This window comes from Desulfosporosinus fructosivorans, from assembly GCF_004766045.1.
In the GTDB taxonomy this organism is placed as follows: Bacteria; Bacillota; Desulfitobacteriia; order Desulfitobacteriales; family Desulfitobacteriaceae; genus Desulfosporosinus; species Desulfosporosinus fructosivorans.
The window spans coordinates 165,133-179,032 of record NZ_SPQQ01000004.1 but is presented as its reverse complement, the minus strand read 5'-3'; the positions used below and the strand labels follow the sequence as shown (position 1 = coordinate 179,032).

Annotated in this window: 9 protein-coding genes; 8 read left to right on the top strand and 1 reads right to left on the bottom strand. The window is 45.4% G+C overall.

Annotated elements, in window-relative coordinates; genetic code table 11:
* Positions 1-420 precede the first annotated feature (420 nt).
* From E4K67_RS12835 to E4K67_RS12815, 5 genes are all read left to right on the top strand, one after another.
* Positions 421-2,214, top strand: a complete 1,794-nt coding sequence (locus tag E4K67_RS12835; RefSeq protein ID WP_135547300.1) for an aldehyde ferredoxin oxidoreductase family protein — start codon at positions 421-423, stop codon at positions 2,212-2,214.
* Between the two features lie 164 nt (positions 2,215-2,378).
* Positions 2,379-2,603 (top strand): MoaD/ThiS family protein, encoded by a 225-nt coding sequence (locus E4K67_RS12830; RefSeq protein ID WP_135547298.1) that lies wholly within the window; start codon positions 2,379-2,381, stop codon positions 2,601-2,603.
* The gene (locus E4K67_RS12825; RefSeq protein ID WP_135547296.1) at positions 2,604-3,290 is read left to right on the top strand and encodes a HesA/MoeB/ThiF family protein; all 687 of its coding nucleotides are present in this window, start codon (positions 2,604-2,606) and stop codon (positions 3,288-3,290) included.
* A gap of 244 nt (positions 3,291-3,534) precedes the next feature.
* Complete coding sequence (locus E4K67_RS12820) at positions 3,535-4,776, top strand: molybdopterin molybdotransferase MoeA (protein WP_135547294.1); 1,242 nt, start codon at positions 3,535-3,537, stop codon at positions 4,774-4,776.
* 39 nt (positions 4,777-4,815) lie between these two features.
* On the top strand, positions 4,816-6,720 hold the full coding sequence (locus tag E4K67_RS12815) for a molybdopterin biosynthesis protein (protein WP_135547292.1): 1,905 nt from the start codon (positions 4,816-4,818) through the stop codon (positions 6,718-6,720).
* Positions 6,721-6,902: 182 nt separating this feature from the next.
* On the opposite strand, the gene E4K67_RS12810 is transcribed toward E4K67_RS12815, so the two are convergent.
* On the bottom strand, positions 6,903-7,925 hold the full coding sequence (locus tag E4K67_RS12810; protein ID WP_135547291.1) for a molybdopterin-binding protein: 1,023 nt from the start codon (positions 7,923-7,925) through the stop codon (positions 6,903-6,905).
* 564 nt (positions 7,926-8,489) lie between these two features.
* Here E4K67_RS12810 and E4K67_RS12805 point away from each other — a divergent pair.
* The 3 genes from E4K67_RS12805 (at position 8,490) to E4K67_RS12795 (ending at position 13,900) form a co-directional block, all read left to right on the top strand.
* Positions 8,490-11,216, top strand: coding sequence for a molybdopterin-dependent aldehyde oxidoreductase (locus E4K67_RS12805; RefSeq protein WP_135547289.1), 2,727 nt, complete (start codon positions 8,490-8,492; stop codon positions 11,214-11,216).
* A 175-nt stretch (positions 11,217-11,391) separates the two neighbouring features.
* Positions 11,392-13,695 carry a pyridine nucleotide-disulfide oxidoreductase/dicluster-binding protein gene (locus E4K67_RS12800; protein ID WP_135547287.1) on the top strand — a complete coding sequence of 768 codons (2,304 nt, stop codon included), beginning with the start codon at positions 11,392-11,394 and terminating at the stop codon, positions 13,693-13,695.
* Positions 13,688-13,900: a DVU_1557 family redox protein gene (locus tag E4K67_RS12795; protein WP_135547285.1), complete on the top strand. Its 213-nt coding sequence runs from the start codon at positions 13,688-13,690 to the stop codon at positions 13,898-13,900. The genes E4K67_RS12800 and E4K67_RS12795 overlap by 8 nt, the downstream gene beginning before the upstream one ends.

Below are 13,900 nucleotides of genomic sequence, written 5' to 3'. Positions count from 1 at the left end.
TCCGTCTCCTTTCTAGGCATAGATTTATTATTTCTTTATAAGGACAGAATATCATACCTATATTATCCAAACAACAGGCAGCAAAATTTTATCAGTTTCAAAGTGTTCAATATTGGAACAAAACTATAAGACAAAACGGTCAGATATGGAGCATTAGTGGTGAAGGAGAGTTAAAGTGTCTTCATATTTTCGTTCAAAAACACTTTTAGTGCAAAAAAGTTTGTTTGATTGAATTTGTTTTAATTTGTTTTAATTTGTTATTGTTAGATTTTGCAGAAAATTTAATTTAATTTTTAGACTTAAGTAAATGGCATGAATATTGCTATATATCTAAATAAGGTCGCTTAGGGTAAGTGAAATAAAATTATTGTCCCCTGAAGAAAATGTAGCGAAATATTATAGAAATAAGGAGGAAGATTCATGGGTGGTTATACCGGAAAAGTATTACGTATCAATCTCACGGAAGGGAAAACTAGTACTGAACCTTTAAACATGGAACTTGCAAAGAAATATTTGAGCGGGCGTGGGCTTGCAGGAAAAATGTTTTTCGATGAGGTAGCCTCAGATGTTGACGCACTCTCTCCCGAAAACACAATGTATATTGCTACAGGAGCACTCACCGGCTCAAATGCTCCAACGTCTGGCCGGTTTATGGTCGTCACAAAATCCCCCCTAAATGGAGTTATTGCTTCTTCGAACTCTGGGGGATATTGGGGTGCACAGCTGAAATTTGCTGGTTATGATATGGTTATTTTAGAAGGCAAGGCAGCAAAGCCTGTGTATATCTCCATAAATGATGACAAGGTAGAAATTAAAGATGCCGCTAATGTTTGGGGTAAAGATGTCTATGCCACAACGGAGATTTTAAAGCAGGCGTTTGGAGATGACAAAGCCAAAGTCTTAACCATTGGGCCGGCCGGTGAAAACCTTTCTCTGATGGCAGCTGTCATAAATGACCTCTACCGAGCGGCTGGGCGTAGTGGAGTGGGTGCAGTCATGGGATCAAAGAATCTCAAGGCGATTATCGTTCGTGGAACTGGAAAAGTCGAAAATTCAAATCCAGATGAGATGAAAAATGTCCTGAGTGCTTCTTTGGGAAAACTTAAGGAAAATGGCGTAACAGGTCAAGGACTTGGCGCGTACGGGACAGCTGTTCTTGTTAATATTATTAATGAGAGTGGAGTGTATCCGGTAAATAATTTCCAAGAGTCCTATGATGCCGAGGCCGATCAAATTAGCGGAGAAACCATGACAGCCAATCATTTGATCAAAAAAGACGCTTGTTATCGCTGTCCTATCGCATGTGGTCGCCATAATAAATGGAAAGACGGAGAAGGCGGCGGTCCTGAGTATGAAGCTGTTTGGTGCTTTGGCTCGGACTGTGGCATCCATGATTATGATGCGATTCACGCGGCCAATGATTTGTGCAACAAATTAGGGATGGACTCTATTTCAGTGGGTTGTACCATTGCAGCAGGTATGGAACTTGTTCAGCGCGGATATATTAAGCCAGAAGAACTTGATGGTACGCCACTAGAGTTCGGAAATGCAGCAGGAATGGTAGAATGGGTTCGGAAAATCGCTTACGCTGAAGGGCTCGGAGCTAAAATGGCTCAGGGTTCGTATAACTTCGCTGCAGGTTATGGTCATCCAGAGCTATCCATGACTGTGAAAAAACTTGAAATTCCAGCCTATGACCCTCGGGGCATTCAAGGACAGGGTCTCCAATTTGCAACTAGCAACCGAGGTGGTTGCCATGTTCGTGGGTATATGATTTCTCCGGAGATTTTGGGGCTTCCAGAAAAACTTGATAAGGATTCCCTCGAAGGTAAAGCAACGTGGAGTAAGATATTCCAAGATCTCACTGCTGTTATTGACTCCCTTGGAATGTGCTTGTTCACATCGTTCGCGCTGGGCCTTTCTGATTACACCGCGATTGTCAACGCTGTGACTGGTTCCGATTATACGGATACGGAACTCTTGGCTTGCGGAGAACGGATTTGGAACGTTGAACGTTTACAAAATTTACGGACAGGGATGACCACAGCGGATGACACACTGCCCGAACGTTTATTAAAAGTAGCGATTCCTACAGGGCCTTCCAAAGGAAGTGTACACAGATTGCCAGAACTTCTGCCTCAGTACTATGCTGAACGTGGATGGGATGCAGCTGGAGTGCCAACGCCTGAGCGTCTTAAAAACCTCGGGATTTAGGATTCTTATTGCAAACGGATAAGAATAGAGATAAAGTTATTGTGGGGGACCTTTTGGGGTCCCCCCTTCAAAATATCATGGCATAAACCATATCGACTATACAACGAACCCACGAAGCGCGACTGGTGGCGGTTAGCCATCGTAAATAGTAAGGAGGGACCTAAGTGCGTGTGACCGTAAAATTATTCGCGACGTTTAGGGATGGCCGCTTTAAAGTTGAAGAGATGGAGCTTCCAGAAGAAACTCGCCTTCATGATGTCCTCCAGCCGTTGAATATTAAACCTGAGGAAGTTGCCATTTGCCTTGTTAATGGGAAGAATGTCAATGAACAGCATGTCTTAAAAGATGGAGATACCATTGCACTCTTTCCGCCTGTGGGAGGGGGGTAAATGAAATTAGAAGGTCGTTATGCACGGAATAGAAAGACCTTTTCTGATGAGGATCAGCTCAAGCTCTCCACATCATGCGTAGCAATCGTAGGGTGTGGAGGACTTGGAGGATATATAGCTGAAGAACTCGCCCGGATTGGAGTAGGTCGGCTAGTACTGGTAGACGGTGACCATCTGGAAGCAAGCAATCTCAACCGACAGATTATGGCGACAGAGCTCAATATGGGGCAATGGAAAGTGACGGCGGCTCAGGAACGTCTCAAAAATGTGAACTCGGAAGTTAATGTCCAAGCTGTGAGAGGCTGGTTTGAGGCGGAAAAAGGTCTGGAATTGTTTCGGGAAGTCGACTTAGTGTTTGACGCTCTTGACTCTATGCACATTCGTGTAGAGTTGGAAAAGGTCTGTCACCAGATGGACCTTCCGCTGGTATTTGCAAGTATCGCTGGCTGGTTTGGCCAAGTAGGCGTGAGTTTGCCTGGGGACTTTAGTGTATTGCGCTTATATGGAAAAGGGGAACAGGGAGTTGAGAGTACGTGGGGAAACCCTGCGTTTACTCCTGCCGTCTTAGCAAGCTTAAGTGTTGCTGAGGGGGTAAAAATACTGGTAGGCAGGCTACCTACATTGCGCCATGCTTGGTTACAAGTTGATCTTCAGACCATGGAGTTTGAACGATTTGAAATCCAGTGAATTCGCTTATGCTAAAGCTGAACATCGAGGCTTTAGATACGATAATCTTCAGTGGAGAGTATCGCCGAAGGCGCATGCCACTGACGAATATCTTTCGCGCCGTAGGATGGACTCTACCCAACCTGAAGGTTACTACGTCCCACCTCCACTTATAGGAATGGGGGTGGGGGGCTCGGAAATAAATAAAATATAGCTACTGATATTACGGACTCGGACTAATATGATCACGAAAGGTGTCATCAAAATGGGAAGTAGTAGTGAATTATTCAAGGTCAAAACCTTAGTTGAGGCAATTGATTCTTTAAAACCCTATGTGCACTCATTTTATCAACGCGTTGAAACGATTCCTCTGGCCGAGTCACTGGGATGTATTCTTAGCCAAGATATCCCAGCAACCTATGCTATCCCTCATTTCCGCAAATCAACAATGGATGGGATGGCCGTTCGAGCAAGCGATACCTTCGGAGCCAGTGAAAGTATGCCAGCATTGGTACAATGTTATGGGGAAGTACGGATGGGTGAGGCTCCAACGGAAGTACTGCGGCAGGGGACAGGAATACTTATGCCTACTGGGGGGATGCTTCCCGAGGGAGCGGATGCTGTCGTAATGATTGAACATATCGAACACTTTGGGGAGGAACTCTATGGTGTAACGAAGGCTGTTGCACCCGGGGAAAATCTTATTGACATTGGAGAAGATGTCACCGAAGGGGAAGTTATTCTTTCTAAATTTACCCGGATTAGAGCACAAGAAATGGGACTCTTAGCAGCCCTTGGGCAAATATCAGTCCCTGTATTACCTCGTTTTCGTGTCGGAATCCTTTCGACTGGAGACGAAATTATTCCTCCAGATCAAGACCCTCTGCCGGGTCAGTCAAGAGATATTAATGGTTATACCCTGCTCGGACAAGCCCTAGCGTGTGGCGCAGAGGCTCATCATTATGGTATTGTGAAAGATGATCTTGAGGAGCTCCGCACAATGCTTACACGGATGTTAAAAGAAAATGATATCGTTTTACTCTCAGGCGGAAGTTCTGTAGGGACTCGCGACCTGTCCGCTCAGCTTATTGGCGAGCTAGGAGAGCCAGGACTGCTTTTCCACGGATTAGCACTTAAACCTGGTAAACCCACGATCGGTGGGGTTGTGGATGGCAAGCTGATTTTTGGTCTACCTGGACACCCTGCCTCAGCGATGGTTGTTTTTGACGCAATCGTCCGGCCATGGTTGGATGGGTCGGTGTTATATGCCCCGGTTGATCCTCTTCCCAAAGGGAAGTTAACCCAGAACTTATATTCTGGAAGTGGTCGAGAGGAGTTTGTGCGCATACGCCTCATACCAGACGGAGAAGGATGGCTGCTTGAACCGATTCGAGGGAAATCTGGCTTAATTCGGACAATGGTACTAGCCGATGCGATCGTTCACATTCGCTTAGATACGGAAGGCATTGAAGCAGGAAAAGAGACTTCTTTTCGGCTAATGAGATAAACTAAAGGAAATTGCTTGAGAATGGGGAGGCAAAGGAACGTGGAACGCCAAATATATTTAGAAAACACAGCATGGCAAGAAGGACTGGCCTTGATGATGGAAAAGCTCGCTGGGCGCTGTGTGCCAAGGAATGAATCATTGGATGTACGCTTAGCACTGCATAGAATCACTGGGGCGATTGTTCGCGCCAAAAGAAGTTCTCCTCATTTCGCTGCTTCAGCGATGGATGGATATGCCATACGAGCCAAAGATACTCACGGAATTTCAGAGCGAGAGCCTCGTTGGTTAGAACTTGGAATTCAAGCCGTTCAAGTAGACACAGGGGATCCGATCCCTGAGGGAATGGACGCCGTAGTCATGCTCGAAGACGTCTTAGAATTAGGTGAGGTCGGAATTTTACTTCAGGCTCCGGTCGTACCTTATAATCATGTTCGGCCAGTAGGAGAGGACATTGTGGAAGGAGAAGTACTTCTCCCAATCCATCATCGCATTCGCCCTCAAGATCAAGGTGCGTTATTGGCCGCAGGGGTTTTGGAGGTCGAAGTCCGTTCTAAGCCACGAGTAGGGATCATGCCGACAGGCGACGAAATTCGTTCACCAGAGTCGACCCTTCAAGTGGGGGATATTGTGGATAGTAATTCCACAGTTCTGGCCTCCTTAGTGGAGGAATGGGGTGGATCTGCGACAATTTGGCCGATAACACCAGATCAACCAGAAAAGTTGGAAGAAGCAATTCAGAAGATGGCAGCATCTCAAGATATTCTGGTCATTATCGCAGGATCCTCACAAGGTCGGGATGACTATACATCTCAAATGGTTCAAAAGTTTGGAACACTTTATCTACATGGGGTAGCCATTAAGCCAGGTAAACCAGTTGTCTTAGGGGAAGTTCAAGGAAAGCCCACCTTTGGAGTACCTGGTTATCCGGTCTCTGCCTATTTGACAGCCCATTTGTTCTTGGAGCCATGGGTCAAGCATTTACAGGGTTTAAGTAAAGACTCACAGGCTACGCTGGATGCCGTCATTAGCAAGAAAGTTTTTTCGTCGCTCGGCAGTGAAGAGTTTGTGCGGGTAAAAGTAGGGAGAGTCGGGGATCGCTGGGTTGCAGCCCCTTTGAGTAGAGGCGCAGGCGTGACGATGAGTCTGGTGCGAGCGGATGGGATGCTACGGGTTCCTCGCTTACAGGAAGGATTTCATGAGGGAGAAACAGTACCCGTTGAGCTGTTACGGCCGATTTCGGAGTTAGAAGAAACTCTCGTCTGCATTGGATCCCATGATTTAACGTTGGACGTTTTAAGTAGCCACATGAAGGCCAAAGGTGGGCAGGGGGGCATTGCCTCAGCTCATGTAGGGAGCCTAGCAGGAATTTTGTCGCTACGCAAGGGGGAAGCCCATTTCGCCGGGATTCACTTGCTCGATCCAGAGACAGGAGAGTACAACCGTTCGTATCTACAGCGGTTTTTGCCAGGTAGAGACGTCTTATTGATGAATTTAGTCTATAGAACCCAAGTTTTTATTGTGCCCAAGGGGAATCCAATGAATATTAAAACTCTTGCAGATTTAGCCAAGCCTGGGATACGATTTATCAATCGTCAGGGCGGGTCAGGTACACGGGTGCTTTTCGATTATCTGCTCCAAAAGCAAGGCCTAACCAAAGAACAAATCTTGGGGTATGAGCGCGAGGAATTTACCCACCTAGCTGTTGCCGTGGCGGTAGCCTCAGGCTCAGCTGACGTAGGATTGGGTATTCAAAGTGCTGCTGAAGCTCTAGGATTGGATTATGTGTTCGTCGGAGAAGAACGATACGATCTGGCGATTCCACAGGAATTTATGAGAGAACCTCGCATGAAAGAAATGATCTCGGTCATCCAAAGCAAAGCCTTCCAGGACGATGTTCTAGCCTTAGGCGGATATGATGTTAGGGACACAGGGGTATTTTACTAAGAGGAATTATAGGTGCGAGGCACGATGAATCGTGTCTCGCATGTCAATACAAACGCGCAAGGAAGCACCTTCCCATCATTTGGGAAGGTGCTTCCTTGTTTTATGAATGGACTAACACTGCTTGGGCCTAAAGTAGTACCAATTGGCGTAGGATGGTGCGAACGTGCTAAGACACTTCCGCCCTATTTGCCAAACGAACATCGGGGGTACGTACAGACTGGGCATTCCAGACAAAGACCACCTACTCCTAGTTTAACAATATCAAGTCGAGTCAAGCGTTCACCCGTAAGCATCCGAGGAGCAACTAGATCAAAGACGGTTTTTTTGGAATACATGACGCAGCCGGGTAACCCCATGATGGGAACGTCTCCGAGGTAGGCTAGCATAAACATAGCCCCTGGTAGAACTGGTGCACCGTAAGTGATGAGTTCTGCTCCCATACCTTTAATCGCTGCTGGGGTGACGTCATCAGGGTCCACGGACATGCCACCACTGACTAAGATCATTTCTGCCCCCATACTTAGTTGCTTTTGAATACTACTTTGGATTACGGACACATCATCACTAGCCAACGCTTGATCAATAACGAGAGATCCCCAGTCTTCAACTTTAGCGCGCAGAACCGGACCAAATTTATCTTGAATGCGCCCGTGATAGACTTCACTTCCTGTGACGACGATGCCAACTTTCAATTGCTTTAGAGGCAACACATCCAAGATTGGATGGGAATACGTTCCGACGATTTCCTCTGCTACGATGATCACTTTCTCATCAATCATCAGAGGGACGACACGGGTGCCGGCGATCTTATCTCCCTTTTTGACGGGGTAATGATTATGAAGGGTGGCCAGGATGACCCCTTCCAATGTATTCAATGCTAAAATGCCATCTCCTGAGGCGTAAAGAAGACCGTCGTGGGCAGCGGTGAGAGTGACTTTTCCTTCGTTAGGCTCGTCAAGGGATATACCACTACCAGATATTGCTCGGGCAAGGCGCTCTGCCGCTTCATTTTCATGAATAAGACCGGGCGTCTGATCCCAGACAAAAATATGTTCTTTCCCCATGCTCAGCAGAACAGGAATATCCTCTTCCCGGACAACGTGCCCTTTGCGAAAACGAGGCCCTTTAACAACACCGGGAATAATTTGAGTCATATCATGGATAAGAATGGTACCAACAGAATCCTGCACTTTAATTTTTTCCATTTGCGAAACCCTCCAATACATCATGGAAGGCGTGTTTACGTTTAAACACACCTTAGGTGGGATTGAAACTGTCAAAGGTTCATTAGTTTTCGGAGAAAAAATAGTCTGTCTATCTTGATGGTATCGTATTCTCAACATGAGGTCAAGGTATGAATTTTTGATTCCTAATATTATACTTTCAAATGAACTTAGGCAAATTTCGACAAATATTATCGTTAAAGGAATACTGTTCGCGTGTGAAAATGAGTAGAAGAGCAAATATCCGAAATTGTCAGAATCGTTGGCATGAATATTGCATATGTATTAAGCCAAGCCAAGTAAAGCAAATAGAATTAAACTAAAACAAGCTAAAACAAAGTTCTAATTGGCAAATAGAAAAAAGAATGGGAGGTAGAAATTTGTCAGATATTCATTAGATGGATGGGTGAGGAAATTTGCTTTACAGAGACCAATATTTATTTCAACAGTAATGGAAGTGGTCTGAGAATTTGTGAACTAGATAACGGGTACCTTATGCAGTGACTAACCTAGTAGATAAATGATTTAAAAAAGGAGAGAACTAAGTTGATCAAAAAAAATGTTGTCATTAACGGTGTCCCCCAAACATTACTTGTTGATGGAGAAGTTACCCTAGCTGATGTGCTACGGGGACAACTTCACATGACCGGCACTAAAATAGGATGTGGAAAAGCTCAATGCGGTGCATGTTCCGTCATTGTGGATGGAAAAGTCATCCGATCCTGCGTTACTAAAATGAAACGATTAGCTGACGATGCAGAAATCACTACAATCGAAGGAGTGGGCACAAAGGAACACCTACATCCCTTGCAGCTCGCTTGGATGATTCATGGAGCCGCTCAATGTGGTTTTTGCAGTCCGGGATTCATTGTTTCAGCCAAACAACTTTTAGAGGAAAATGTCAATCCTACAAGAGAAGATGTCCGAAATTGGTTCCAAAAACACCGAAATGCCTGCCGCTGCACAGGGTATAAACCCTTAATTGATGCGGTCATGGAAGCGGCTAGACTGCTTCGTGGAGAGGTTACAATCGAAGAGTTATGGTGCAAATTGCCCGAAAACGGCCAGATTTGGGGCACTGAATACATTCGTCCATCCGCTTTAGCTAAGGTTACCGGTACCTGGGATTTTGGGGCAGATGCAGGACTGAAAATGCCTAGTGGAACCCTGCAACTTAAATTGGTTCAGGCCAAAGTTTCGCATGCCAATATTCTATCTATCGACACATCTGAGGCCGAGAAAATGCCGGGTGTCGTTAAAGTTATTACGCATAAAGATGTTGTGGGCAAAAACCGGATCACTGGTTTAATCACCTTCCCGACGAACAAAGGGGATGGATGGGAACGTCCAATCCTATGCGACAAAAAAGTTTTCCAATTTGGTGACGCCATAGCCATTGTTGCAGCCGATACTGCTGCTCATGCTCAGGCTGCTGTTGAAAAAGTAAAGGTGGAGCTAGAATTGCTTCCTGCCTATATGAGTGCACCAGCCGCTATGGCAGAAGACGCTATTGAAATTCATCCTGGTACACCGAACATTTATTTCGAAACTCAAATGGTGAAGGGTGAAGATACTGCTCCACTCCTAAAAGCAGCCGATGCCTTCGTTGAAGACGATTTTTATGTTGGACGTCAACCTCATCTGCCGATTGAGCCAGACGTCGGTTTTGCCTTCTTTGACGAAGAAGATAAATTGATCATCCATTCCAAGAGTATTGCTATTCATCTCCATCAGGCTATGATTGCGCCGGGAATAGGGTATGATGCAGACAAAACGATTTTGGTCCAAAACCCCGCTGGTGGAACTTTTGGTTATAAGTTCAGCCCAACGATTGAAGCCTTATTAGGGGTAGCGGCCGTGGCGACTCGTCAGCCTGTATATCTCGAATTCGATTACTATCAACAAACTACTTATACTGGAAAACGTTCGCCTTTCTTTATGAATGTCAAGTTTGGAGCCACCAAAGAAGGCAAATTGACGGCCATGGAAACCGATTGGTCAGTCGATCATGGCCCGTATTCCGAATTCGGTGACTTAGTAACCATGCGAGGTAGCCAGTTCATAGGTGCTGGTTATTCTATCCCCAATATTCGTGGAAATGGTCGAACTGTGTGTACAAACCATGCTTGGGGGTCTGCTTTCCGGGGCTATGGATCTCCTCAAAGTGAATTTGCATCCGAGGTTCTAATGGACGAACTTGCTGAAAAACTTGGTATGGATCCCTTCGAACTTCGTTATAAAAACGTCTACAGACCTGGCGACACCACGCCAAGTGGGTGTGAACCAGATGTTTACAGCATGGTGGAGATCATGGATAAACTAAAACCTGCTTACACGAAAGCACAGGAATGGGCTAAACAGCCAGCATCCGCTACAAACAAGAAACGCGGAATTGGAATGTCCATCGGTGTCTATGGATCAGGTCTTGACGGTCCGGACAGTTCTGCGGTCAATGCGGAGCTAACCGCCAATGGCGTTACAATTTATACTTCATGGGAAGATCATGGTCAAGGTGCAGACATGGGATCATTAGCTACAGCTCATGAAGCCTTGCGTCCGTTGGGAGTCAAACCAGAGAATATCAAACTTGTTATGAATGATATGGCACGGACCCCTAACAGCGGACCAGCCGGAGGAAGTCGTTCTCAAGTATTGGTCGGTAATGCCACTCGAGTTGCATGTGAATTGTTGGTAAAAGGGGTCACAAAAACGGATGGGACCTTCCGAACCTATGCAGAGATGATTGCTGAAAAGTTACCGGTATACTTTGAAGGTAACTGGACTGCTCCGGCTAAGGAATGCGATGTTACAACTGGACAAGGGAATCCCTTTGCTGTTTATATGTACGGGGCCTTCTTATCCCAAGTTGAAGTCGATATCACGACAGGTAAAACTGAAGTCGTCAAAATGACGATGGTAGCTGATGTTGGTAAAATCGCAAATAAATTGGTTGTAGACGGACAACTCTATGGAGGAATGGTCCAAGGTATCGGTCTTGCCTTAAGCGAAGATTTCGAAGACCTGAAGAAACACATTGATTTGATCGGTTGCGGTCTACCTTATGTCAAAGATGTCCCAGACAATATTGATCTCCTCTATGTAGAAACCTATAGACCTCATGGTCCTTTCGGTGCGGCAGGTTCGGGAGAATTGCCGCTGACGTCCCCTCATGCTTCAATCATTAATGCAATCTACAATGCCTGCGGAGTAAGGATTACTCACTTACCTGCTCGTCCGGAAAAAGTACTTGCTGGGCTTAAGGCTAAGAATTAAGTGGCCCACATTAGGACAACGTAATAAAAGAGGAACCTACAATTGGCTGAGCCGATTGTAGGTTCCCAACGCGTACAACAGCCAGAAAATTGCAACCAACGGCTTGCGCCGGTATCTGTGGCTGTCGCAACCAAATTTTCTTTACTTTATTACCTTAAGGAAGTGGGTGTTGCTGATGGATCAGGATGAATTAAAAAGACAAGAAGATAAGTGTACTCAAGAGAATCCCCCTGCCTGTACAGCAGGTTGTCCAATCCATGTCGATGCTCGGAAAATGATGCTGGACATTCAAAAAAAGGACTTGAAAAGTGCCTTAGCAACACTGCAAAAGAAACAGCCCTTTCCCGGAATTATTGGCAGGATTTGTGATCATCCTTGCGAGGATGTTTGTAAACGCAAGGATGTTGGAACGACTATATCTATTTCTGCGCTAGAGAGGTTTTGCGTGCAGAATCAACCTGCGAAGATAGCAAAGGTTGGGATGATTCCCCCAAAAAGTCAGACAGTTGCGGTCGTTGGTTCGGGACTAAGAGGTCTGACTGCAGCTTATGACTTAGCAAAAAAAGGATATAAGGTTAGTCTGTTTGAGAGAACAGATCGTCTTGGCGGAAGCTTATGGAATTTCCCAGAACACCAATTACCCCCAGAGGTTATTGTCGAGGAACTGTCTGTATTAAACAGGCTTAACATTCAAATAGAGTTAAACACAGTAATAACCAGGCAGGATTTATTAAAGCTTCAAGAAGACTTTAATGTTGTGTATCTCGGTCTTGCAAAAAAATCGAACGATGTTTTGGAGCTATTAGGTGAACAGTCACAGGCCGATCCAGTCACGTGTGCTACAGTGGTCCCCGGAATATTTATTGGGGCTTTTTTGGGTAATGATTCCCCCATTAACTCGGTTGCCGATGGTCGTATGGCTGCAGTTTCCATAGATAGATATTTGCAGGGCGTTTCCTTAACAGGTTCTCGTGAAGCCGAAGGGACATTTGAGACCAAGTTATACGTCAATACTGATGAGATTAACCCTTTGCCGGCGGTGAGGATAAGCAACGAAACTATGGGTTACACCTACGAGGAGGCTGTTCTAGAAGCAGGTAGATGCCTGAATTGCCAATGTCTCGAATGTGTGAAGGCTTGTATTTATTTAGAAAACTACGGCAGTTATCCCAAGAAATATTTAAGGCAAATCTACAATAATGATACGATCGTCATGGGCATGCGTCATGGCAATAAAATGATTAATTCCTGTAGTCTTTGTGGGCAGTGCGCCGTAGTATGTCCTCAAGGACTTGATCTTGGAGAGACCTGTAAAGCAACTAGGGAAAGCATGGTGAGCAAGGGGAAGATGCCCCCCTCAACCCACGATTTTGCCCTGCGAGATATGGCTTTTAACAATAGTGAGGAATTTGCCTTGTCCAGACATCAACCTGGTCATAAATCCAGTAAGTATGTTTTCTTTCCGGGATGCCAATTAAGCGCCTCATCCCCGGAACAGGTAGAAAAAGTTTATGAGTATTTGACAGAAAGTCTTTCTGGTGGAGTAGCTCTCATGTTGCGGTGTTGCGGTGCTCCAGCTGATTGGGCTGGTGATCAAGACTTGTTCCAGCAAAGTATGAAGGTTTTAGTTGCGCAGTGGGAAGGCTTAGGCAAACCGCAGCTGATCGTAGCCTGTTCCACTTGTCACAGCATGTTCAGAGAACGGTTCCCTGAGGTAATTTCTCTATGGGAATTGATGGCTAACTTGGATTTGCCCGTTCAAGGTACCAGCGCAAGTGGGGGCAAAGTAGCGGTACAGGATGCTTGTACGACCAGACATGAACCAGTCATTCATGATGCCGTTCGATCCATTTTAAGTAAACTAGGTTATGAAGTCGAAGAATTGCCCTATAGCAAAGAACTGACCAAGTGTTGTGGTTTTGGAGGATTGACGTCCTTTGCTAATCCGGTATTGGCAAAGAAAATCGTTGAAGATCGAATCAATGAAAGCACAACAGATTATGTAGCCTACTGTGCTATGTGCAGAGATAATTTTGCGTCTAAGGGTAAACGCGCGTTTCATTTGTTAGATCTGATTTTTGGAACCGACCTTGAGGCGGCTGCCATCAAGCCGAGTGTTGGCCTTTCCTACCGACATGAGAACCGGGCCAAACTCAAAAGAAAGTTATTACATTTGCTGTGGAAAGAAGCTCCACAGGAACAGGAAGGGGCGTATCGGACCATCAACCTCTTATTAAATGAAAGAGTTCTGGGGATTATGGAAGATCGACGTATTCTTATAGAAGATATTCAACAAGTAATAGAGTTTGCTGAGCGATCTGGAAGAAAGTTCATCAATCCAGACAATGGACACAGTTTAGCTCATTTCCGACCTGTTAAAGTGACCTATTGGGTTGAATATCAAGCACAAGAGCAAGGCTTTGTGGTGCTAAATGTATATAGCCACCGCATGGAAATCGTGGAGGAAAGCCATGAATAACACCCTAAAATTAACCCAGAAGCACCTTTGGAAATGTGGGAAATGTGGAGGCGATCTGCAGCGTGGTTTGGTCAAAGCCTCCTACTTGGGTAATGATTTCGAGGTAGAGGAATTAAAATGCGTAAATTGTGGTTTGGTGTTAATTGATGAGGAACTGGCGTTAGGCAAGATGTTCGAAGTGGAACAAAGCCTTGAGGATAAGTAG

Excerpts from the sequence above, each read along its gene's own strand:
- E4K67_RS12825 (WP_135547296.1), top strand. The coding sequence starts at position 2,604 with ATGAAATTAGAAGGTCGTTATGCACGGAATAGAAAGACCTTTTCTGAT.
- E4K67_RS12810 (WP_135547291.1), bottom strand. The coding sequence starts at position 7,925 with ATGGAAAAAATTAAAGTGCAGGATTCTGTTGGTACCATTCTTATCCAT.
- E4K67_RS12835 (WP_135547300.1), top strand. The coding sequence starts at position 421 with ATGGGTGGTTATACCGGAAAAGTATTACGTATCAATCTCACGGAAGGG.
- E4K67_RS12795 (WP_135547285.1), top strand. The coding sequence starts at position 13,688 with ATGAATAACACCCTAAAATTAACCCAGAAGCACCTTTGGAAATGTGGG.
- E4K67_RS12820 (WP_135547294.1), top strand. The coding sequence starts at position 3,535 with ATGGGAAGTAGTAGTGAATTATTCAAGGTCAAAACCTTAGTTGAGGCA.
- E4K67_RS12800 (WP_135547287.1), top strand. The coding sequence starts at position 11,392 with ATGGATCAGGATGAATTAAAAAGACAAGAAGATAAGTGTACTCAAGAG.